Origin of the sequence: Shewanella sp. SM20, from assembly GCF_025654545.1 — a bacterium.
Taxonomy (GTDB): Bacteria; Pseudomonadota; Gammaproteobacteria; order Enterobacterales; family Shewanellaceae; genus Shewanella; species Shewanella oncorhynchi.
In genome coordinates this window covers 1-22,738 of record NZ_JAKKRK010000046.1, presented here as the reverse complement: position 1 = coordinate 22,738, position 22,738 = coordinate 1, and the positions used below count along the sequence as shown (strand labels likewise).

Here is a 22,738-nt window from a genome sequence, read left to right as displayed (position 1 = left end):
CTCGACTCTCTACGAGCTTGTTGGATCATGGCTGTTTATTGGCAATTAATGTGAGTCCGCCAAGATAAATGTAAGCCCGTTGTTAATTAATCTGCGTCCATTGGCAGTTAATGTGAGTCGGTGGTCCCGCTTATTATCAGCTAATGTGAGCCCAGTTTGGCGGATGTAATCGCGCCGAAGGGATTATGTGTGCAAGCCACTACAGTTACCAAACATATCGTTCTCCTATGATTCAGAAGAACAAGGATAATGGAATGGACCCATCCACTTTTAATCGGCCTCGCAATGGGCCACGATGTAGTCGCTAAAACTCATCAGAAAGAGGACGGGTCCACCTATGAAGATTACTACAATCGGTTTAGATATCGCAAAGTCTGTTTTTCATGCTGTTGGCGTCGATAAAGCGGGTAAGTTAATCAAAAAGAAAATGCTTAGACGCAAGGACTTACTTCCCTTTCTTGCTCAAATTGAGCCGTGTCTGATTGTGATGGAAGCCTGTGGTGGGGCAAATTATTGGGCCAGAGAATTTGAGCTGTTGGGCCACAGCGTCAAGTTAATTGCTCCTCAATTTGTAGTACCTTTTCGGCAAGGTAATAAAAATGACTACAACGATGCGCTAGCCATTGCCGAGGCTGCGCAGCGGCCCAACATGCGGTTTGTAAAACCCAAAAGCGTCGAGCAGCAAGATGTGCAACTGCTCCACCGTATGCGGGAACGATTAACTAAACAATCAACCGCCTTAATCAATCAAGTCAGAGGGATGCTAGCAGAATACGGCATTGTGATGACCAAAAGTAAATCGGCTTTTAAAGTACAGTTCCCAGATATTTTAGCGGATGAAGCCAATACACTGACCACTAAAGGTCGGGCCATTTTTTATCAGTTATATGAAGAATTTAGTGATATAGAAAAACGGCTTAAGAGTTGTGATGCACAAGTGCTCACAGAAACTAAAAACAATGTGATTTGCCAGCGTTTAGAGACTATCCCTGGCATTGGTCCAGTCACCGCTACCGCCTTTTATGCCGCCGCAGGTGATGGTAAAGATTTCAGTAATGGCAGACACTTTTCAGCTTGGTGTGGCTTGGTTCCCAAACAACACAGCAGTGGAGGTAAAGATAACCTTCTTGGAATAAGCAAGCGGGGAAATGCGTATTTACGCACCCTGTTCATCCACGGCGCCAGAGCGGTGTTGCAACACAGCCAGAATAAGCAAGATAAGTTTAGTTGCTGGGCAATCCAGTTAGCAGAGCGCCGAGGTTTTAACCGAGCCTGTGTAGCCGTCGCCAATAAACTCGCGAGAATGGCATGGGTTATCGCGGCGCATGACGAAGAATATCGACTTCCAGTATAGTGCTGAATAGATTCAATAAACGTTAATAATTAACCAACCAGCAAGTTGCTAAGACACTTGAATTGATGATGAGACAGTCAGACTGATCTACTAAAAACCTTAGCTCGCCATAGGCTCATAATGAAGCCGCAAGGATGATAAGGACAGTAGAAGCAGATATCCATCAGGGCCAGAGGCATACCTCAATAACAGGCCGAATATATGGGTGCAATGAACTCTTCTCAAAATTGATATCGAATGTCTTGCAAACCGGATGGGTCCATATATGGCGACATATGGTCAAGTTATGAAGGTGTGCTTCGGCGGACGCTTACGTTATTCTCGATAATTGCTCCTGCATTATTCTACCTTCGCCCGTCCCTGGGCTCGTACCTCCTGCATCTAACTGCCATGGAGGGTGGAAATGTCATATTTTGTATGGAACAAAATTGACCATACAGTCGTTCGCGGGAATGACAGAAAAGAGAAGGATTACGGAACGCTCGCGCGCTCACTCACTGTCAGGGCACAGCCCGCTCCGTTATCCGTAAGTCACGCAGTGACGTTCCGTAGCCGCAAAGCGGCGTTCGTAGAAGCTATCGCTTCGCTGCCAGAGTCTAAAGCGACGTAGTGGCGTTCTAAAGCGAGCTGGCGAGCGTCCTAGGGCCGAAGGCATCCTAGCAGCAGTGCTTTTTGCTGCGTACTTGCGGCCGAAGGCCGTCCTAGCCGTTACGAAGCATCATCATTGCGCTATTTGTATTGCCAAAATTCATCAAAAGTTTCGTCATTAAACATAGCAAGATCAAAAATGTCGTTAAAACTCCCCCGTCGGCTACGTTGGTTTAATTCCTTTTGTATCGCTTGTACTGTTTTGATCTTAGTCACTTTTGCGAGTAACTCTTCAGTTTCAATCGTGAGATGATCACCATATTGGGCCAACTCCCTAGCGCGTGATGCTTTTGAACCACTCCCAAAACGTTGCCAAATCATACTTTTAATATCATCGCCATTCTGCATTGATTGATAATCTTGATTTAATAAACTAATTTTAACCTGCAACGCAGCCTCAATACGTTTAATCATATCTGCATCGGCCTCAAGCTTATACTCTGGCAGATATTCAAGGGCCAACATCAGCAAGGCGACAGCATCCTTGCTTTTCTTGGCTTGAGATAGTTGCTGCATCAACTCTTTTTTTAGCGCCTTTTTAGCAGGTTCAGGCTCTTTATCGGGATGAAATTGATTCGCCAATTGTCGATACAATTTGGTCATGGTTTTATCGCTAAATAACTCAAGGCTTAATGCTTGCTCTGGTTGACTCGATTCAAAGAAAAAATCATCCTCTTGGGCATCATACTCAGCCTCATCTTGCTCAAACGCATTTTCAGCGTCGCCGTCATCAAAAGCCTTATTGTGCTGCTCAGCCAATTTTTGCTCAAAAAATGCCTGGAACTTCGCCGGTTCATCAATGAGTTCAGACAGTTGCGCATCGTCTATATCCAACTCAAAGCCAAACATAGATTCTAACTCTTCACGAAAAGCATCAAGCTCGTGCTGACCAATGTCTTGCTTAGGCAAGGTTGCTTGATAAGCCATAAGCAAGCTAGTGAAGCTATCGCGTATTTCGTGAGTATTGATAGGATTAAACGGGTTCGATTCAATAATACTTATTTCTTCGTCAATCCATTCTAGCAGCGCCTCCCTTTGGCGACCTTTAATGGATTTACGCGGCACAAAAGTCAATAAATGACGCACCCATTGGGCTGAGGCATCACATACGGCCTGCTCTTTTTCAAGTAATTGTGAGGTGAACTCGCGATAAAAACCCTCTAATTTTGTTTGATAACGTTTATTTCTTAATTGCTTTTTTTCGTAGTCTTGCCACAATTTTTCGAGTATTTGCGAGCGGTTATGGGATTGACTTGAAACCGAAGTATTGATGATGCTCATTAATGACATAAATATTTTCTTCTGTTGAAATGTTTACAAACCCAAGTGACCAAAAATACAAAACTCGCATACCAAAATAGCGAAAAACGTGCCGACATCCTTAGCAAAGCGACGTTCGAAGAACGCTAGAGCGCTTCGCAGCTAGAGTCTAAAGCCAGCTTGTGAGTATCCTAGATTCTCGTGACTAAAGACCGTCCTCGATTCTCACTGCCGCAAGCAATTACTTATAAACCAAGCAATGATTGATCAGTTGATTCTGTATGCTTGGTCGTTGGTTCAAAAAAAGTAGCACAGTAACAAGAGACTCATCATTAATGTAGCTAACCTCGTACAGTATTCTAAAATCCTCTTTTATCGCGTGCCTTACTTGAGTAATGCCAAGTTCAACTAACTCTTGACATAATGCATGGCTCAAAGGATTTTGCGTCACAGATGCTTCAAATGCCTCAATAACTGCCTCAATAACTGCCTCAACTCTCTCAATAATAGTGATCTCGTCATGCCATTGGGAATAGTGAGATATAGCACTATCTACGGTATCTTCAAATGTCTTGGTATATTCAAGTTTTACCACAGACATACTACTTATTATCCTTTAAAGCCAGTTTACGACCCGCCAAGCGTTCCTTGAATGCACTTGATGACATAGTGCGGCCATTTTGTTGATCGCTTTTTGCAAAACTGACTAGCTTGAGTAAAGCTATCGCCTCATCACGTCGATTTCTATCCGCTACCGACTCGATAACGTAAGCAGGTACACCATTTTGAGTAATAATCATCGGTTCATCGAGGGTTAAGCTCGCGGCATTTTTCTTCAAAAAACTGATTGTTTCTATGTTCATAGGTTGATGCCTAGTTGATTAATTGAAAATAAGAAAACCCATTCACTAAGCCAAAATCATATCATGCGATAGATTAAAGACCAAAAAAAGACTAAAAAAAGACTAAAGACATCAAAACGCTCAACGCCGTGCTGACGGTTGACAGATTACGGATAACGGAACGCTCGCAAGCTCACTCACCGTCAGGGCGCAGCCCGTTCCGTAACCTGTAACCGCAAAAAGCGGCATTCCTAGCCCCTAGCAGCGAGCTTGCGAGCGTCCTAGCAGTTGCGCAGCAACGCCCTAGTTTCTCCCAGCCGAAGGCCGTCCTTTTTGCTGCGCCTTATATGCTATATACTCACCCTGTATTCATTAAATCGTGCAATGGGCCTATGCAACAACTAAATGAAAGCATTATCATCAACTTACTACAAGATAACATCCCGCAGTTGAGATTGATCTACCTATTTGGCTCCTATGCACAGGGCACGCAACACCGCAACAGTGATATCGATATTGCGGTACTCGCCGATGTCACTTTAGACAATATCGCCCGCTGGCAACTTGCCCAAAAACTCGCCTCAGCGTTAGATACTGATGTTGATCTTGTTGATTTACGCACGGCATCCACAGTGTTATGTCAGCAGGTAGTCACCCAAGGAAAGCGACTTTGGGGAACGCGACAAGATGATGAGATTTTTGCAGTGAAAACCATCTCAATGTACCAACATCTACAAGCTGAAAGACAAGCAATTATTGATGATGCAACGGCCAAAACAACAGCCAACGATCACAGGGGACGTCACTTTGAATGACATTATTATCAACAAAATAGCAACCATCAAACGCTGTATAAAACGCATCCAACAAGTTTATGGTGATGGCAGCATGTTCAAACAAGACTTCACCCTGCAAGATAGCGTTATCCTCAATTTACAACGCTGCTGCGAAGCCAGTATCGACATAGCAAACCATATTAACCGCCAACAACAACTGGGTATCCCCCAAAGTAGCCGTGATAGCTTTACACTACTTTCACAAAATAAAATAATTAATCAGCAGCTTGCAGACAACTTAAAGAAGATGGTTGGCCTAAGAAACATCGCAGTACATGACTATCAAGAACTCAACCTCGATATCGTTGTGCATGTTGTACAGCATCATCTTGAGGATTTTGAGCAATTTATTGAAGTGATAAAATTTTGTCCAAGAATGAGTTATTGAATCACTCTTGCCTAAAGCCGCTTAAACAAGCCCTGAGGAGCTCATAGGGCTTTTTTTAATTAAATCAAACTATTAACACTGACTAGGCAAGCGTAATCGCGTGTGGAATATCCGTAGGATATGGGTTTCATCTTGTTTCACCCTGCGGTTGTCGCAAAACGGCGTTCGTAGAAGCTAGAGCGAGTTTGCGAGCGTCCTAGCAGTTGCGAAGCAACGCCCTAGATTCTCGCGCCACGCAGTGACGTTCCGTAGCCGCAAAGCGGCGTTCGTAGAAGCTAAAAGCCTAGAGCCACATAGTAGCGTCCTAGGGCCGAAGGCCTCCTAGCAGCAGCGCTTTTTGCTGCGTCCTAGCAGTTGCGAAGCAACGCCCTAGATTCTCGCCCGAAGCGCCCGCTTTACGCCGCTCTTACTGCCTCTGCGATAAACTCGGCTTGAGTCTGAGTCATCAGATTATCCGTTGACTCCACCATCACTCGGATTAAAGGCTCTGTGCCGGACTTACGTAATAGTACGCGTCCTTGGTCGCCCAAAATCCCTTCTGCTTTTACCACGGCTTGCTTAACACTGTCTAAAGCCAAAATGCTGTCGGCACTGCCTGATGATAAACGCACATTAATAAGTACTTGCGGCAGCTTGGTCATGCCCGCTTTAATGTCGGATAAACGTTTGCCTGACTCTAAAATGGCTTTAAGTACCTGTAGAGACGCCACAATACCATCACCCGTTGAAGCGTGCTTTAAACTCAAAATATGCCCAGAACCTTCGCCGCCCAGTTGCCAACCCGTTTCTTTAAGCTGCTCAACCACATAGCGGTCGCCTACCTTTGCACGTACAAAGGGAATGTCCATTTGCTTAAGGGCCAGTTCTAAACCAAGGTTCGACATTAAAGTACCAACCACACCGCCGACCATTTCACCTTTATGGCACGCGGCTTGTGCCAGAATAAATAAAATTTCATCACCATCAACCACATGGCCATTATGGTCAACAAACATCACCCTATCCGAATCGCCATCTAATGCTATACCTAAATCGGCCTCATGCACCATCACGGCGGTTTGCAAACTATCTAAATGTGTTGCACCGCAATGGTCATTAATATTCACCCCATTAGGTTTGTCATTAATGCTAATCACCTCAGCCCCTAACTCTCGGTACACATTCGGCGCGATATGGTAAGCGGCGCCATGGGCACTATCGACGACAATCTTCAACCCCGTCAAACTTAAATGATTCGGGAACGTTCCCTTACAAAACTCAATATAACGGCCTGCGGCATCATCAATACGGCGAACCTTACCGAGTTTTTCAGAGGCCACACACTGCATCGCATTATGCTGCAGCGCCTGTTCTAATAAGGCTTCAATTTCAAGCTCCTGTGCATCATTTAACTTAGTGCCAGAGTTTGAAAAAAACTTAATCCCATTGTCGTAATAAGGATTGTGGGAGGCACTGATCACCACCCCAGCATCGGCGCGAAATGTCGATGCCAAATACGCCACCGCAGGTGTTGGCATTGGGCCAATCAACGCCACATTCACACCCGCCGCTGAAAATCCCGCCTCCATTGCCGACTCAAGCATATAGCCACTAATACGGGTATCTTTACCAATCAACACTTCTTTAGTGCCAGTGGACGCCAGCACAGTGCCAGCCGCCCAACCTAACTTCATCGCAAAATCAGGCGTTATAGGGAATGTACCCACCTTGCCACGCACACCATCGGTACCAAAATACTTCCTAGACATACTGCATCCTTAAAAACCTCATAAACGAAAAATGACTTAAACTAAGAAACCAAATTAACTACTTTAGCTTTAACATCAATAGGTTTAGACGATTTCTTTTGTTGCCAGACTAAATCGCAAATACCATCTGTTGGTGCAAACCCCGTCGGGGCCGAGAGCAAAATTTCACGGATCGCCTCATGGTTAAACTCATGGCAAGCGTTATCTAAACGATTAAGAATTTGCTCTAATTGGGTCCAGGGTAGAAATATCTCATGAGCCGTCATAATACGCTCATGGTCTGTCCCTGTTACATCATCACCAATCAGCAATTCTTCATAGAGTTTTTCACCAGGGCGTAGGCCACTAAACTCAATGGCAATATCGCCATGTGGATGATCTTCATCTTTAACCTCAAAACCACTGAGACGGATCATTTTAGCCGCCAGATCAACAATTTTGACTGACTTGCCCATATCAAGCACAAACACATCGCCACCCTTACCCATTGCCCCTGCTTGAATAACCAGCTGAGATGCTTCGGGAATGGTCATAAAAAAGCGGGTGATTTCAGGATGAGTTACAGTAACAGGGCCACCATTAGCAATCTGTTTACGGAACAAAGGCACAACTGAGCCTGAAGAGCCAAGCACATTACCAAAACGTACCATACAAAAACGTGTTTGATGCGACTCTTTAGATAGCGCCTGCAATGCCAGTTCGGCCATACGTTTAGTGGTACCCATAATATTAGTGGGGCGCACGGCTTTATCGGTAGAAACCAAAACAAAGGTTTCAACTTTTGCTGCAATTGCGGCTCTAGCGGTATACAAGGTACCAAATACGTTGTTGCGAACACCTTCAACCACATTATGCTCAACCAAAGGCACGTGTTTGTAGGCTGCTGCATGGTAAACAGTTTGTACATTAAAGGCTTGCATTACCGCTTGTACACGATTTTCACGTTGTACAGACCCCATCATGGGCAAAATTTCAATATCAATACCCAAATCATGGGCAGTAGCAGAAAGCTCACGTTCAATGGAGTAAAGTGCAAATTCTGATAACTCAAATAGCACTAGCTTTTTAGGTGACTGCTTTAAAATCTGCCGGCATAATTCAGAGCCAATCGAGCCCCCTGCTCCTGTCACCATCACCACTTTATTTTTGATGTTAGCGGACAATAGGTTTTGTCTAGGTGCAACAGAATCACGGCCCAGTAAATCTTCGATTTCTACTTCTTTTACATCACTAAATAATTTATCCCCACTAACAAGATCTGCCATAGCGGGTAAGGTCATCACTTTTACAGTAAGTGGCTCAAGCTGATTAATAATTTCTTGCCTACGTGAACGCGAAGCACTCGGCATAGCAAGCAATACACGGGTAGTCACATTCTGCTTGATTAACTTACGTAGCTCTTGCGGCGCATGTACATGCAGGCCTTGAATTACCGTACCCTGCAAGGTTTCATCATCATCTACAAAGGCAATAGGATGGTATTCATGGCTTTGTGCAAGGGCAATGGCGGTTTGACGACCACTGACACCAGCACCATAGATCACTACAGGTTCACCACGGCGATTCATTCCGGCACCCACCAGTGAACGCATTAGCGATCTAGCCCCTCCCACAAACACCAAAGCAAAGGCGGCATAAATAAAAGGCACAGTACGAGGTAAATCGACCTCACCGTAGTAGGCAAGTAAAACCAATACAACGGTAGACGCCAGAACCCCTGCAACTATTGCAGTAAAAGCCTGTGACCCAATATAACGCAATACGGCCCGGTACAAGCCAAGCCTCACAAAAGCAGCAATACTGATAGGAATGGTTAACGCGATTAACCCCCAGTATTGGGCTTTAAGTAAGACCTCAGCCGAATCCAAACGCACAAGTAATGCAAACCAAAAAGCAAATAGCAAAAACACAGAGTCTACAACAACACTGACTAAACGCTTTTGCGACCGTTTTAACGAAAATAAAAACTGCAAAAATTCCATCTTTTGCTCCAAAGACATTTTCTTCATAAGTTAACCAATAACACTGTCGTGTAGACGACACCGCCCGATACATCAGGGATGTCGCATTATAGCACCCGGGTAGAGTAAAGATGCAACATCGTGGCGCCGTCTGAGAGGTATTCAACAGTTCACCACATTCATTTCTTAAAAAGGGTCGAATGTAGCGTTACCACACTCAACATTTTGGCTACGCAAACCAAGCAGGGATGAATGCATCCTTCGCGAGTAAACCACAACCAGATCCTGCCATCTTAGCAACGCCGCTTAACGCACCGGCCACCGACTGACTGACACATAGAACTCGCAGCGAAAATAGGCTCCTAAATCGGCGCAACATGGCAGAATACATCGCTGCAAAAAACAGCCCTGAGACAGTTTTTTCGGCCGTTCATCAAATTTGAGACAGATCCCAAAAACGCTAAACGTTACAAAACAACCGCCTAGCGTTAAAGCACAAATAGAGATAGCAGTCAATGTGCTACACGTCGAATAGAGATAGCAGTCAATGTGCTACACGTCGAATAGAGATAGCAGTCAATGTGCTACTTTACCGCATCGCCGCTGCCACTGCCGGTTACTGTCATCAAAATATACTTAAAGTAGTTTTTGATATTCAGCGTATCAATCATTTGCTTATCCGTTTGTGCAAGCAGCTTTGGCGTGGACATATCAATGTTCTGCACTTGCGCAAGACCTGTAACACCAGGCAACACATCATACACACCAAGTGCATCACGCTCTTTAATCAATTCTTCTTGATTAAATAAGTTTGGACGAGGACCAACTAAACTCATTTCACCTTTAACGACGTTAATTAATTGCGGCAACTCATCAATCTTTGTTTTACGTAAAAATGCACCGAGCTTAGTGATGGATGCGTTACTGGCTAAATGACTTGCCACTGACTTAGTTTCAACTGACATGGTGCGAAACTTTACTAGTTTAAACGGCTTTTGGTTTTTGCCGACTCGAGTCTGAACAAAAATCGGTGAGCCTGTGTCAAACAAGCCGATAATAGTAACAATAAGTAAAATTGGCCAAAGGAATAGTAAGCCAAAGAAAGCTGCTATAAAATCGATAAAACGGATCATTTATATACTCTATTTATTTTTATTAGAAAGAAATGCATCTGCGGTTTCTTTGAAACCTTCTTCAAGTGTTTGTGGTGGTGCCCACCCCAATGTTTTCTTAGTATGAGTAATATCAACCTGCAGGGAACCCACTAAGCGATTAACTACATCACTCTTACCCGTAATCTTACCCACTAAGCGATAACACCATAAAGGAACTGGTAGTAATCGACTCGATTTCCCGAGCGCTTTTGACATATGCTTTACCATTGATGCAGTAGATACATCATGATCATCAGAAACCAGAAACACTTGATTGGCTGCTTTGGGATGGTCGATACAGGTAACAATCAGATCGACAAGATTTTTAACAGAAACCAAACTACGTTTATTATCAGTAATACAACCAAATGGCAGTGGTAAGCCTTTTGAAACTAAATTCAGTAACGATGCAAAATTAGCTTTAACACCAGGCCCATAAACTAATGTAGGCCTAATAATTACAACCTCTAAACCTGTTCCTTTAGCAAGTTTTAGTAATTGTTCTTCAGCTTCTGATTTAGATTGACCATAAAAGTCCTCAGGGTTTCTAACATCACTTTCAGTGAAAGGTTTACCAATCTCGGTTGACTCACCATTCACTTTAATTGAACTAATAAAAATGAAACGCTTAACACCTGCTTCAAATGCTTGACGAGCAAGGTTAATTGTTCCCGCGGTATTAACTTCTCGATATAAACTCAAAGGGTCAACACAACCATCATTCATTACGTGAACACGCGCAGCACAATGAATAATAACATCAACGCAGTTAATTGTAGCCGAGTAATCAGTAGAACCATCGATATCACCAACTACTATGGAATCGTCATCAATAGATGAGCTTAACTTCCTAACGGCAGAAAGAACTTTCACGTGAGTACACTTTTTCAGCTTAGAAATCAGAACTGAACCAACAAAACCAGTTGTTCCTGTTAACAATACTTTCATCTAGTCAGCCCATTTTGTATTTCATTGAGTAAATGATTTACCGCAGATTCCACTGAGAAGTGGTTAATTAATACCTGCTTAGCGTTACAACCAATGCGATGCCTTTCTGGCTCATTTTGTAATAGATACATAGCAGAAGATAATAGTTGTTCATCTTCTCCATTGACATAAGCAAAACCGGATGATTCATCGTTAATAAATTTAATCAAATCATTACCGGGATTAACACTACCCAAAATTGGTAACGATTGAACCATGTAGCCTAGAAGCTTCCCAGGGAAGTTATGGGCTTGATGAGAGCGAGCAAGAGAAAACAAGCCTACATCGACCTGAGTAAGCAACTGCTTATACTCATCTTGTGATACAGAAGGGATGAACGTGAGATTTGTTAGATTCTTATCCTTTTGCTCTTGGAGCACTAGCTCCACTTCATCCCCCTGACCGACAAATAGAAAATGGGCTTTCGTATGCTCTTTCATAGCACAAACCAGCCTCAACAGGTTACTCATATCTTGAGCATGTCCAATGTTACCTCCATAAAAATAAATGACTTTATTCTGAAGGTTAAATCTCTCTCTAATATTAAGTGTTAAATTGATTGAACTGTATGGATTTGTGTCGGCCCAATTACGTAATACTTTTAGGTTTTTATACCCTGGATGTAACCGATTAAAATACTCAACATTTGCATCAGACATCAAACCAATGGTATCTGAAGCTTTGTAGTTTAGTTTTTCAAAGAATCGAAAATAACTAGTAATAGGTGATTTGTCAGAAATCAAACCTTCGTCTATCGCCCATTGGGGAAACATATCTCGTAAAATAAGATAATTAAAACAACCATACTTTCTTTTTAGCTTCCTCATTAAAGGGCCAAAAAAAATTGTAGGTGAATAATTTATACACGCATCAAAAGATCGCTCTTCAAGCTTGCTTTTAACCGCCAACCAAGCATTAACAGATAACAAGGTTTCGTTGATTGCTCGAAATACTTTACCAACACCGCGAGTTTGGCCATTTCTAAATCGCCAAACTTCCACGCCCTCAAAAAAGTCGACGCATAAACGCGTTGACTGATTAGGTTTACCTGGCGTAATTACGACAACTTCATGCCCCTGACGTATAAACTCTAGAGCCAATTCATGAAACATTTTACCATGAACACGTGTACACTCTGGTAAATACTCATCAGGGAACAGTGCTATTCTCACTACCCTTTTCTCCAAACAACTCGGTTAACATAATCGGTATAACTTAATATAGTTCTAACTACTTTATCTGACACATTAGGTGCAATGTAGTCTTGAACTTTATTAATTAAACGCTCATAACCTCTTGGTTGATCGTCTAAAATTTCAATCGCTTGCAGAATACGCTCCACACTCATACCAGTGAACATTACAGCACCTTCTTCAAAACCTTCAGGTCTTTCTTGTGCATCACGAATGTTTACTGCTGGGAAATTTAAAATAGACGACTCTTCAGTAATTGTGCCGCTATCACTCAATACGACCTTGGCATCAATTTGTAATCGAACATAATCGCTAAACCCTAATGGCTTCATCAATTTCACTAAGTCGTGAAATTTAAGATTTAATGCATCGATCTTTTTGCGTGTACGTGGGTGAGTGGAAACAATAATCGGGAATTGATATTTCACCGCCAACGTATTTAATGCTTCAACATACTTATGGATATTTTTTTCAGAGTCTACATTTTCTTCCCTATGGACGCTGACTAAAAAGTATTCCCCTTTCGATAAAGAAAGGCGTTCAAGTACATCTGAAGCATCAATTTTATCTTGATAAAAGGTGAGCACTTCATCCATTGGGCTGCCTGTTTTTACGATTAAATCTGGCTTAATACCTTCATTTAATAAATACTCACGGGCAATATCGCTATATGGCATATTGACATCAGAAATATGATCGACGATTTTACGGTTAATTTCTTCAGGCACGCGCAAATCGAAGCAACGATTCCCCGCTTCCATATGGAAAATTGGGATTTTTCTTCTTTTCGCCGATATAGCAGAAAGAGCGCTGTTAGTATCACCCAAAATAAGCATCGCATCGGGTTTTAATTCATCAAATAATTTATCTGATTTACTAATTACCTGAGCCATCGTTTCTGCTGCTGACGAGCCTGCACACTCAAGAAATACATCAGGTGCACGTATACCAAGATCATCAAAAAAGATTTGATTCAATTCGTAATCATAATTTTGCCCAGTATGCGCTAAAGTGTGATCACAATACAGATCTAATTTTGCAATCGTACGAGATAAACGAATAATTTCCGGGCGTGTACCAACTACGGTAACAACTTTAAGTTTGTTCATGCTTGATACCTTTTCACAAAATCTTTATGCATATATTGAATTAAGTCAGCCCATACTGGTGGCTGGAAGTGAGTGGCAGCTCTAAATCGTGTTGAATCGAGAGAACGATCAATCACTAACTCAGCCGACTCATTAATCTCAATTTCTTTTTCATACACTTTGGCAACCAAATTTAATAAGGTAAACTTATCTATAGGATCAAGCGAAAGGTGATATAAGCCGCTAAGTTCTGGATTTGGCAAAATAGTATCAACAAGAAGTTTTGCAATATAACACGTTGGTAAACCTGAAAAGACCGCTTTAGAAAAACCTTTAATAGAACCTTGCTGCGATAAAAACCAGTCCACTAAACTCACCGACGAATTAAGCTCATGCCCAATAATTGAAGTTCTCAGTGTTAAATGATTACCATAAGACACTTCACCTAGGCATTTTGATTTACCGTATAAATCTCTTGCATCTGGTAGATCTTCTTCGGTGTACAGCCCTTTTTCGCCAGTAAACACACAGTCGGTAGAGAAGTGAATTAAACGCGCATTAAAACGATCACAAAGGTTAGCCAATTCATGTGGCAGCAATGCGTTTATTTTAACCGCATCAATATGTTGCTTTGAAATACTGTGCTGCTTAATAAGTCCAATGCAGTTTATGACCACATCAGGCTTCACTTGACTGATAGCTGACTCTAATGAGTGGAGATCATAAACATCAATATTAGATATTAGCTGTTCATTATAAGACTGAAAAAAATCTTCTTTACCCTTAAGATAACGAACCGTACCAAACACGGTTAAGTTTTCTTGTTCATTAAGGTTAGCAAATAGGCTATAACCGAGCATGCCTGTTGCCCCTAAAATTAATACTTTCATATTAAACACCTTCAGGAACAATTATATTGCCAGCTTCGATTTCACGCATAAAATCTAATTTACGTAAAAGCTGTTTCATTTCTTCGACCGTTAGGCGCTCTGTATTGTGTGAATTATAATCTTCAATCAGAGACATATCCTTTTCACCTTCTTCAAAATACTTCGAATAGTTAAGATCCCGGTTATCGGCAGGCACTCGATAATATTCGCCTTGTTCTTGAGCAATGAACATTTCTTCACGGCTACATAACGCTTCATAATGCTTTTCGCCATGGCGAGTACCAATAACATTCACTTGATGATTTGGTGCCTTGAGCATTTCGAGTAACGCCTTAACCAATACGTCAATAGTTGCTGCTGGTGCCTTTTGGACAAAAATATCGCCGTTCTCACCATTTTGGAACGCATGCAAAACCAAGTCTACTGCGTCGTCTAATGTCATCATAAAACGAGTCATACTAGGATCAGTAATCGTTATTGGATCGCCATTTACTACTTGACGAATGAACAAAGGAATCACCGACCCACGAGATGCCATAACGTTACCATAACGTGTACAACAAATAGTGGTGTTGGTATTTTCTAGATTTCGGCTTTTAGCAACAATCACTTTTTCCATCATCGCTTTTGAAATCCCCATAGCATTGATAGGGTATACAGCTTTATCTGTACTCAGGCAAACTACACGCTCAACATTATTCGCGATAGCAGCTTCTAAAACATTTTCGGTACCAATAACATTGGTCTTAACCGCTTCCATCGGATAGAACTCACAACTTGGTACTTGCTTTAGAGCCGCTGCGTGGTAAACATAATCGACGCCGCGCATCGCGTTTGAGATGCTTTGGAAATCTCGTACATCGCCAATATAGAATTTTAATTTATCCGACTGGAAATGCTTACGCATATCATCTTGTTTTTTCTCATCACGAGAAAAAACTCGAACTTCTTTTATATCTGACTCAAGGAACCTACGCAGAACAGCGTTACCAAAGGACCCCGTACCACCTGTAATTAGCAAAACTTTATTATTAAACATTTAAAAATTCCAATTTGATTTAATGATTTTCTCTTTATTGTAAACAAATTTATTGACGCAGATAGCGTCAAGATTGATTGACTTTACTTCATCATAGATGGTAATCCCTTCTTCTATATCAAACTGTTTAATTATGTGAGTGATATAATCACGCCTGAAAACTAAGACATGAGTGTTAGTTAACAATGCTTCAAAGATCGGAAGAGCTAGAGTCTCAAAAGTAGAGCAAATAAAGACTAAGTGAACTTCATATAAGAGTTTTTCAAAGTCTAACTTTGACAGATTACTGACAAACTTAATATTCGAGGGATAATCGCATTCTTTTATTTGCTCCGCAGTAACACTAAAATCATAGTCTGGATTATTAATGGCTAACTCTATTACATGAGAGAAATTTTTATGCTTCATCCTAACATCAGTTATTGGAACCAAAATAGTATTTCTTAAAAATCCACTTTTCTTACTAAAATCACCCAACCTTATTAAGCTTACTCCTGGCCAACAAACTTTATTCTTAACATCAGAAAAAAAATTGGATTTAAAATATGAAAGAACATACTCAGTTTGAAAAATAAAAAGAGTGGAACGATGATTAAGGTGATTAATAACGAAGCGAATGATTTTGTACTTAAAAGCATTATCAGTAAATATAAGGAAATTATGAAAATAGTTAACCCTTGCGCCTAAAAAGAAGATAGCATTATGATTATTAAAGGAAACAAGGACTTTACAATTCAGCAAAGACGCATGTAATGAAGACAGTAAAAATGTATATACGAAAGTAAAAAATGAGCTACCTCCAACCTTTAACCATGTAATATTTCCACCAACATAATCAGGTCTAATAGGCGATGCAATTATATAGTCATTTTTTAAACATTTAGACTTTGACTTACAATACATGTTCAAAATCGTTAAAGCACCGCCATATTTAGCGCCTGTTGCATTTACAAAAACTCTCATAAATAAAACCTTAGAACAAATCAGATAAAACTGTTTGATAATTAGAATAATACTTAACTGTATCGTCCTGATTTAAAAATTGGTAAAACTGCATACTGATAAAAAAAACAACACATAAGTAAACAAGAAACCTTGATACTCCAGCCTTAAAACATAAAATAAAATTAACTAAAAGCAAACATTCAAAGATTTTAAAGTACGGCATCATTCGCGCAGCCAAAATCGGTATAGAATTAAAAGCAATAAATACACACAACCCCGAAACATAGATAAATAAAAGACTCTTAGTTTCTTCATAATTTATTTTTGTTTTAACTGACACATAATAAACTGTGAATGAAAGCATGATCTTAAGAACTAGCCCTACTGTGATCCCAATAGGAGTTATATCTTCTGAATAATCGCTTAGTTTATCACCAAAAACTAGAAGAAGTGTGAAAATTTGTTCTCTATAAAAGGGAATGTAATAAGATATTGTAAATGAGAGTAAAAGCATCAAAATGAGTGTCAAAAAATTAACCTTGATTACTTTTGACAAATAAATTATGGGATACATAATTATTGCACTATAATGAAAAAGGCAAGCAAACAAAAATAAAAAAAAAGTTTTGCTATTACATTTACGATAATAATAAAACATACCCAGCACGCAAGATACAGCTAATGATTGTCTAATTATTCCTAATTCAAGGTTGAGATACGATGTAGAATAATAAATAAGAAACAAAGCAGAACTGAAACTTGGAATAATTTTAACGAAAAAAAAGGCTTTAACTCCAAAGCTGATTGTTGCAACGATTAACAAGTGTACGACATAATCATCAAAAAACCTTGTAAGCATTTGCACAAATTCGTAAAGAGGCTCAACTTTTGTTTCATAGACTCCTGTATGTATCATTTTATAATTATTGAAGTCAAATCCGACATCGGTTCTAAGTGCTGCAAAAAAAAATAGGAATAAAAAAACAATTAAAGATATAGAAATATTATAACTGCTACGTCCACTGTCAACCGTCCTGCAAGCCATAAGAGGAGCGACCATAGTGGAAATAGAAATTAGAACAAAAATGTAAATACTCATTGATATTCCTCAAATAACATCCTCCACCTATTCATCACAATTTCAATATCATATTTTTTAACGCTATGAAATGAGTTGATTGACATTTCCAGATATTCGGCATCTTCTAGATTTAACAATCTGTCAACAGATGCAGCAAATTCAGCTTTATTCCTGCCTTTGATTAAAAAACCATTTTCAAGATCTCTTATTAGTTCTGATGGTCCACTATCACAATCGAAAGAAATACAGGGCACACCATATGATAAAGCTTCTAACATTACCATCGGCATACCTTCATAATAAGATGACATAAGAAGTGCTGATGATTTTTTATAGACTTCAACAATATTATTCGTTGGTGGTCTAATGCTGATTTTATCAACTAAGCCATTTTGTATTATTTTTTTATCAAGCGTAGCGCATAATTCTCCCTCACCATAGATATCAAGTACCCAATTAGTGTTTTTTATAAGAATCATAGCATCAATTAAATCTTGAAAACCTTTTTGGTCGTTTAACCTTCCAATTGCAACCAAGTTACCTCTATTCTTGGGTGATGATATTTTCAGTTGCTGATCAGCTTGAAAAATATAGTTTGGTATTTCGATACATTTATCAAGACCTAGATACTTAGACCAATTTACTCTGTCCCTTTCTGTTAATGAAACGACTTTGTCAGCTTTCCTTAATAAAAGAATATAACGTATTAACTTTAAAGCACCAATAACTTTATAAAGTAAACCACTACCTCTAGAAACTTCCCGTAAAATGGGGAAATGAAAACAAAAGTGTATTTCAGATATTTTTATAATTTTTTTGGATAACTGGCCTAAAAATGCAACCTCTTTCCCCCCTGTAGAAATAAAGAAATCGGGACTAAAAGAATTAACATAATGTATCAACCTTGCCTTTTCTGAAAGATCAAATGCTAAAATTTTAACTTTTTCTGAAACATCAAAAAATGAATCTGTACTATTATTTAAAGTGATTATTTGAACATTATATCCAAAAAAATCCGAAAAGTATGAAGCTTTAGTTGTAATAACCCTTTCCATACCACCTGAATTACTTAAGCCATGAATGCAAAAAACAATTTTCAAAAAAAACCTCAGCTTTAATAAAAAAATGCGAATTTAAGTTCGAAGTGCAACGCTAAGCCCTGAAGAATCCCCTGATGATTTACAAATAAATCATCAAATTAGRGTGGAAGCGCATCTTGTTGCATGATCAAATGGTTTCGCYAAAAACTACACTTGGACAACAAGATGCGCGAAGCCAATATCCTACAACATTCTTTACACCAATACTGCCCAGAACTTCACCTAAAACGATTAAACAGCTTGATGCTGGCCTCTAAGGCACTGATTGAATGTAAGACACTGACCTTGACTGAGTTAGGTCGAAATTTACCAACCACGGCCCGAACCAAGCACAACATCAAGCGCATTGATCGTTTGCTCGGCAACACGCATCTGCATCAAGAACGGTTAGCTGTCTACCAATGGCACCCACAACGGTTTTTTAGCGGACTTAGCCAAGATTTTACCTTTGCATGTTACCCCTCTCATCGTGACTGACGCGGGGTTCAAAGTGCCTTGGTACAAAGAGGTTGAGGCGCATGGTTGGTTTTGGCTAAGCCGTATTCGCGGTACAGTTCAATTTGCAGATATTGGCGCTGAAAATTGGCGTGCAGTTCGCAGTACACATGACTTGGCCAACGGTCAAGCGAAGAGCCTGGGTTGTAAGACCTTGACCAAAACTAACCCTATCAATTGCCATCTCACGCTTTATCGTAGCAAACCTAAGGGGCGTAGTTCAATGCCTGTTGTGGCTAGTTGGTTTACACGCACAGCAACAGGGCTGGGATAAGCATTTTCAGGCCAATACCATTGGGCATCGAACGGTACTCTCAACGATTCGCTTGGGATTGGAGGTACTCAGGCGGCCTGATTATCAAATCACGGAGAAAGAATTGCTGGCGGCCTGGGTATTATTCGCCAATCAGTTGCTCAAATATGGCTATGCTATGGCTGATTTATGAGGGGATCCTTCAGAGCTAGGTTAGAAAGTGAGTTTTCAAAAGCCTATCACATCATTACCCGTGACGATCGTTTAGAAACAATCGCAAAAGATTTAGTTGAACATTATATTAATCGTTCGCCCTTTAGTGATGGCCGCTTAGGCAAGGCTATGGTGGTATCTATTGATAAAGCGACTGCAATTAAAATGTTCGATAAAGTCCAGAAAGCATGGAAAGATAAGTTAGTAAGTTTAAAAACTCAGGCTAAGTACGCCAAAGGTAGCAGGTTAGCTAAGTTTCATTTTCAGATTGAGCACATGGAAACGATAGACATGGCTGTTGTTGTGTCAGGAGGTCAAAATGATGAAGCGAGACTATCTAAAAAAGGCTTAGATTATCGTTTTCATCGAGAACGTTATTTGAATGAAAAGCTAGATGAAAGGTTTAAAGATCCCGAAGATAGTCTACGAATTGTGTTCGTTTGTGCTATGTGGCTTACAGGGTTTGATGCGCCATCAGTATCAACACTGTATTTAGATAAACCATTAAAAAGTCATACACTAATGCAAACAATAGCTCGAGCAAACCGAGTTTATCCAGGTAAAAGTGCGGGGCAAATTGTAGATTATATCAATATCTTTAGTGCCCTTCAGCTAGCCTTAGGTTTGTATGGCGGAGGACAAGTTTCTGAGCCTGGAGCGGGCTATCATATTGATAGCCCAGCAAGAGATAAGAGTGAGCTTGTGCATGCATTAGCGGTTGCTATTGGAGAGCTAAAAGCTTTTTTGAGCAAACAGGATATAGACATCGAGTCGATAATTTCTGCGCCTTCTGAGGGGTTTACTAAGCTGCAGATGTTAGACGATGCGAGTGAAATACTGCTTAACCCCGATATTAAAGATGAATTTACGGCATTTTTAAGGCAGATAAACAGAATTTTTAAAGCCATACTGCCAGATGACAATGCGAACGCTTTTGTACCTCATAGAATTGCTATCAATATTATTTATGCTCAAATGCGACTTAAATCGGGCCTGACAATTGATGATGAAGATGTCCTAGATGTCGTTAGGCATCAAGTAAATGAATTGCTTGATGATGCTATAACAACTATTCAGATAAAAAGTAATTTACCGGAGCCTATCAATATTGCGGGTATAGATTTCGATGCCTTGGCTGAGATGGTTAATAAAATTAAGAAACCAAAACAATCAGATGCTGAGCGTTTGAAAAATATCATTGAACGTAAGCTCCAAGTGATGATGTTAAAAAATAAGTCCAGACAAGATTTACACCAGAAGTTTCTCGAGTTAATCGAACAATATAATTTAGGTGCATATAGTGCTGAAGAGTTCTTTAATGAGCTTAAAAATTACATCCAAGATCTTGATCATGAAGATAAACGGACTGTGCGAGAAGGTCTAAGTGAAGAAGAGTTGGCCGTATTTGATTTGATGAGTATGGTTGTACCTCTCAATGAAAAGGAGAGAAATGAGGTAAAGCAAATCGCTAAAGAGTTGGTTAATAATATGAAAGAAATTTTAGTCATTGATTGGCGAAAAAAACAGCGCACAAAGGCTAGGGTTCGAAACTTTATTGAAGATAAACTGGATGTGTTACCTGACAGTTTTGATGATGAATTGTGGCCTAAAACCTGTTCGGATATTTATATGCATATTTATGAGAAGTATCCAGGGCAAGGGCAGAATGTGTACGTTTGATTGTATACGCGTATATATAAGTGGGGGGGTAATTGATTACAATTCAAAAAGATGAATCTATTTACAGTTTGATTTTCAGAACTCATATTGTAAATGGCGTTTCAAATTTCACAAATATAATCACCATAAAAGGACTTTGGGATTGTTCTCCTTCAATTTTAAAAAGCACATTACAATTCTATCAACCTGTGCAAGATAGCCTGTTTTATGAACTACTTAAAAAAATTAGTTTTTTTAGTAATGAACGCGATATGTTCACACTATCACAAATGGGAGCTTCTGAGCTGAGATATTTTTTTACCGATGAACCTCAAATTTCATCTAGAAGAGGTGATTTTCCCATAAGATATTGTCAATTTTGTATTTCTGAACAACTTAAAAAGTTAGGTTTTTTTTATTTTAAAAATAGCTGGTTAAAGGAGGCTGAGTGCAAGAGACATAATGAGGTTTTGGTTCAAATAAATGCAACTAATTATTCGAGATGCTTAAAAGTTTTAGCTAAAATACATAAAATTAAATCAACTCCCCAAAGAGGAAGTTATTGCAAAAAACAGCGAAAATCCACTCAATTTAAAAGAGAACATTTCGCACCATGCATGGCTATCTCAATGTATCAACATTTGTCATATAGGGTTGGTCTTTTTCCTGAAAAAGCTTATGGGTATAAGGTCATGAGTCATGATTTATTAAGGCAACCCCATATTCTTCAGCATGTATTTGATACTATAAAAGAGGAACAGCATTACAGTTATTTTGAAGTAATGAAAATTTCGGCGTTATATACTTTTTTTGTTGGTTGGGAGAATAAAAAATCTATTAAAATTAGTATTTATAAAAATAAAATAAGTAATTGTTCAAACTGTCAGTACAACTCGTGTATAGCTAACAAAACTATAATATATGCAGCTGAGTATTTCCCATTATTGAATAAGTGTGAATTTAATAATGAACTATTATTGAAGTATGTTACATCATCTGAATGCTTTTCAGACAAACAAAAGCGAATAGCAATTCAGGATTTGACTTCAGATACAAAGTTGGGACTTATTAATCAATTAAAGGATATTACAAAGTTAGAGCTCCGTAGACGATTTACTGAGCCATATTATAGATGTTAAAAATAAAATCATGAATACTTTCGAGGATTAATTACAAGTGGTTATCCTTTGAATCCATAAACATCTACTATGAGGCCACTGCAGTGTGACTATATGTCGGTGTGCCACTACAGCCAATACATATCACCTCTTTTGGCGTTGTTTGCGAATATCAACGCTATAGGGATGAAAGGAAGCTGAATGCAAAAAGAAAACTTTTTTATTGAACAAAGAGGCTTAGTACTGAAGAATCCCCTGATGATTTACAAATAAATCATCAAATTAGAGTGGAAGCGCATCTTGTTGCATGATCAAATGGTTTCGCTAAAAACTACACTTGGACAACAAGATGCGCGAAGCCAATATCCTACAACATTCTTTACACCAATACTGCCCAGAACTTCACCTAAAACGATTAAACAGCTTGATGCTGGCCTCTAAGGCACTGATTGAATGTAAGACACTGACCTTGACTGAGTTAGGTCG

Annotated in this window: 20 protein-coding genes and 2 pseudogenes; 8 read left to right on the top strand and 14 right to left on the bottom strand. The window is 39.8% G+C overall.

What is annotated here, in order from left to right:
- Positions 1-337: 337 nt before the first annotated feature.
- Positions 338-1,354, top strand: coding sequence for an IS110 family transposase (locus L5M18_RS17350; RefSeq protein ID WP_106649633.1), 1,017 nt, complete (start codon positions 338-340; stop codon positions 1,352-1,354).
- A 403-nt stretch (positions 1,355-1,757) separates the two neighbouring features.
- Positions 1,758-1,964 (top strand): hypothetical protein, encoded by a 207-nt coding sequence (locus L5M18_RS17345; RefSeq protein WP_263179928.1) that lies wholly within the window; start codon positions 1,758-1,760, stop codon positions 1,962-1,964.
- A 119-nt stretch (positions 1,965-2,083) separates the two neighbouring features.
- Here L5M18_RS17345 and L5M18_RS17340 read toward each other — a convergent pair whose 3' ends face one another.
- The 3 genes from L5M18_RS17340 to L5M18_RS17330 form a co-directional block, all read right to left on the bottom strand.
- A complete protein-coding gene (locus tag L5M18_RS17340) occupies positions 2,084-3,292 on the bottom strand; it encodes a J domain-containing protein (protein WP_263197971.1) in 1,209 nt (402 codons plus the stop codon).
- A gap of 211 nt (positions 3,293-3,503) precedes the next feature.
- On the bottom strand, positions 3,504-3,863 hold the full coding sequence (locus L5M18_RS17335) for a type II toxin-antitoxin system RelE/ParE family toxin (protein WP_263197970.1): 360 nt from the start codon (positions 3,861-3,863) through the stop codon (positions 3,504-3,506).
- A gap of 1 nt (position 3,864) precedes the next feature.
- Positions 3,865-4,125 carry a type II toxin-antitoxin system Phd/YefM family antitoxin gene (locus L5M18_RS17330; RefSeq protein ID WP_115017884.1) on the bottom strand — a complete coding sequence of 87 codons (261 nt, stop codon included), beginning with the start codon at positions 4,123-4,125 and terminating at the stop codon, positions 3,865-3,867.
- A gap of 371 nt (positions 4,126-4,496) precedes the next feature.
- On the opposite strand from L5M18_RS17330, the gene mntA reads away from it, so the two are divergent.
- Positions 4,497-4,919, top strand: coding sequence for a type VII toxin-antitoxin system MntA family adenylyltransferase antitoxin (gene mntA / locus L5M18_RS17325; RefSeq protein ID WP_088585314.1), 423 nt, complete (start codon positions 4,497-4,499; stop codon positions 4,917-4,919).
- On the top strand, positions 4,912-5,328 hold the full coding sequence (gene hepT, locus L5M18_RS17320; RefSeq protein ID WP_088585313.1) for a type VII toxin-antitoxin system HepT family RNase toxin: 417 nt from the start codon (positions 4,912-4,914) through the stop codon (positions 5,326-5,328). Before mntA ends, hepT begins: the two co-directional genes overlap by 8 nt.
- Positions 5,329-5,723: 395 nt before the next feature.
- Here the strand turns inward: hepT and glmM are convergent, their stop codons facing one another.
- The 11 genes from glmM to L5M18_RS17265 form a co-directional block, all read right to left on the bottom strand.
- Entirely contained in the window at positions 5,724-7,076 is a 1,353-nt protein-coding gene (glmM, locus tag L5M18_RS17315) for a phosphoglucosamine mutase (protein ID WP_263197968.1), read from the bottom strand.
- 41 nt (positions 7,077-7,117) lie between these two features.
- On the bottom strand, positions 7,118-9,058 hold the full coding sequence (locus tag L5M18_RS17310) for a nucleoside-diphosphate sugar epimerase/dehydratase (protein WP_263197966.1): 1,941 nt from the start codon (positions 9,056-9,058) through the stop codon (positions 7,118-7,120).
- A 563-nt stretch (positions 9,059-9,621) separates the two neighbouring features.
- Entirely contained in the window at positions 9,622-10,170 is a 549-nt protein-coding gene (locus L5M18_RS17305) for a sugar transferase (protein WP_263197964.1), read from the bottom strand.
- Positions 10,171-10,179: 9 nt separating this feature from the next.
- Positions 10,180-11,139 carry a UDP-glucose 4-epimerase family protein gene (locus L5M18_RS17300; protein ID WP_263197962.1) on the bottom strand — a complete coding sequence of 320 codons (960 nt, stop codon included), beginning with the start codon at positions 11,137-11,139 and terminating at the stop codon, positions 10,180-10,182.
- A complete protein-coding gene (locus L5M18_RS17295) occupies positions 11,136-12,350 on the bottom strand; it encodes a glycosyltransferase family 4 protein (protein WP_263197959.1) in 1,215 nt (404 codons plus the stop codon). Before L5M18_RS17295 ends, L5M18_RS17300 begins: the two co-directional genes overlap by 4 nt.
- Positions 12,350-13,480 carry a non-hydrolyzing UDP-N-acetylglucosamine 2-epimerase gene (wecB, locus tag L5M18_RS17290; protein ID WP_263197958.1) on the bottom strand — a complete coding sequence of 377 codons (1,131 nt, stop codon included), beginning with the start codon at positions 13,478-13,480 and terminating at the stop codon, positions 12,350-12,352. The genes L5M18_RS17295 and wecB overlap by 1 nt, the downstream gene beginning before the upstream one ends.
- On the bottom strand, positions 13,477-14,349 hold the full coding sequence (locus L5M18_RS17285) for a dTDP-4-dehydrorhamnose reductase family protein (RefSeq protein ID WP_263197955.1): 873 nt from the start codon (positions 14,347-14,349) through the stop codon (positions 13,477-13,479). Before L5M18_RS17285 ends, wecB begins: the two co-directional genes overlap by 4 nt.
- A gap of 1 nt (position 14,350) precedes the next feature.
- Positions 14,351-15,388, bottom strand: coding sequence for a polysaccharide biosynthesis protein (locus L5M18_RS17280; protein WP_263197953.1), 1,038 nt, complete (start codon positions 15,386-15,388; stop codon positions 14,351-14,353).
- Positions 15,389-16,351: a hypothetical protein gene (locus L5M18_RS17275; RefSeq protein ID WP_263197952.1), complete on the bottom strand. Its 963-nt coding sequence runs from the start codon at positions 16,349-16,351 to the stop codon at positions 15,389-15,391.
- A 10-nt stretch (positions 16,352-16,361) separates the two neighbouring features.
- Positions 16,362-17,432 (bottom strand): EpsG family protein, encoded by a 1,071-nt coding sequence (locus L5M18_RS17270; RefSeq protein WP_263197950.1) that lies wholly within the window; start codon positions 17,430-17,432, stop codon positions 16,362-16,364.
- The gene (locus L5M18_RS17265) at positions 17,429-18,514 is read right to left on the bottom strand and encodes a glycosyltransferase family 4 protein (protein WP_263197948.1); all 1,086 of its coding nucleotides are present in this window, start codon (positions 18,512-18,514) and stop codon (positions 17,429-17,431) included. The genes L5M18_RS17270 and L5M18_RS17265 overlap by 4 nt, the downstream gene beginning before the upstream one ends.
- A 165-nt stretch (positions 18,515-18,679) precedes the next feature.
- On the opposite strand from L5M18_RS17265, the pseudogene L5M18_RS17260 reads away from it, so the two are divergent.
- From L5M18_RS17260 to L5M18_RS17245, 4 genes and pseudogenes are all read left to right on the top strand, one after another.
- Positions 18,680-19,455: pseudogene (locus L5M18_RS17260) on the top strand (transposase).
- Complete coding sequence (locus L5M18_RS17255) at positions 19,452-21,155, top strand: type I restriction enzyme endonuclease domain-containing protein (protein ID WP_263197947.1); 1,704 nt, start codon at positions 19,452-19,454, stop codon at positions 21,153-21,155. The pseudogene L5M18_RS17260 and the gene L5M18_RS17255 overlap by 4 nt, the downstream one beginning before the upstream one ends.
- Before the next feature lie 32 nt (positions 21,156-21,187).
- The gene (locus L5M18_RS17250) at positions 21,188-22,273 is read left to right on the top strand and encodes a hypothetical protein (RefSeq protein ID WP_263197945.1); all 1,086 of its coding nucleotides are present in this window, start codon (positions 21,188-21,190) and stop codon (positions 22,271-22,273) included.
- A gap of 328 nt (positions 22,274-22,601) precedes the next feature.
- Positions 22,602-22,738: pseudogene (locus L5M18_RS17245) on the top strand (IS4 family transposase); the annotation flags it as partial.

Coding starts and splice junctions, on each gene's coding strand:
- L5M18_RS17350 (WP_106649633.1), top strand. CDS start 338: ATGAAGATTACTACAATCGGTTTAGATATCGCAAAGTCTGTTTTTCAT.
- L5M18_RS17345 (WP_263179928.1), top strand. CDS start 1,758: ATGTCATATTTTGTATGGAACAAAATTGACCATACAGTCGTTCGCGGG.
- L5M18_RS17340 (WP_263197971.1), bottom strand. CDS start 3,292: ATGTCATTAATGAGCATCATCAATACTTCGGTTTCAAGTCAATCCCAT.
- L5M18_RS17335 (WP_263197970.1), bottom strand. CDS start 3,863: ATGTCTGTGGTAAAACTTGAATATACCAAGACATTTGAAGATACCGTA.
- L5M18_RS17330 (WP_115017884.1), bottom strand. CDS start 4,125: ATGAACATAGAAACAATCAGTTTTTTGAAGAAAAATGCCGCGAGCTTA.
- mntA (WP_088585314.1), top strand. CDS start 4,497: ATGCAACAACTAAATGAAAGCATTATCATCAACTTACTACAAGATAAC.
- glmM (WP_263197968.1), bottom strand. CDS start 7,076: ATGTCTAGGAAGTATTTTGGTACCGATGGTGTGCGTGGCAAGGTGGGT.
- L5M18_RS17310 (WP_263197966.1), bottom strand. CDS start 9,058: ATGGAATTTTTGCAGTTTTTATTTTCGTTAAAACGGTCGCAAAAGCGT.
- L5M18_RS17305 (WP_263197964.1), bottom strand. CDS start 10,170: ATGATCCGTTTTATCGATTTTATAGCAGCTTTCTTTGGCTTACTATTC.
- L5M18_RS17300 (WP_263197962.1), bottom strand. CDS start 11,139: ATGAAAGTATTGTTAACAGGAACAACTGGTTTTGTTGGTTCAGTTCTG.
- wecB (WP_263197958.1), bottom strand. CDS start 13,480: ATGAACAAACTTAAAGTTGTTACCGTAGTTGGTACACGCCCGGAAATT.
- L5M18_RS17285 (WP_263197955.1), bottom strand. CDS start 14,349: ATGAAAGTATTAATTTTAGGGGCAACAGGCATGCTCGGTTATAGCCTA.
- L5M18_RS17280 (WP_263197953.1), bottom strand. CDS start 15,388: ATGTTTAATAATAAAGTTTTGCTAATTACAGGTGGTACGGGGTCCTTT.
- L5M18_RS17275 (WP_263197952.1), bottom strand. CDS start 16,351: ATGAGAGTTTTTGTAAATGCAACAGGCGCTAAATATGGCGGTGCTTTA.
- L5M18_RS17270 (WP_263197950.1), bottom strand. CDS start 17,432: ATGAGTATTTACATTTTTGTTCTAATTTCTATTTCCACTATGGTCGCT.
- L5M18_RS17255 (WP_263197947.1), top strand. CDS start 19,452: ATGAGGGGATCCTTCAGAGCTAGGTTAGAAAGTGAGTTTTCAAAAGCC.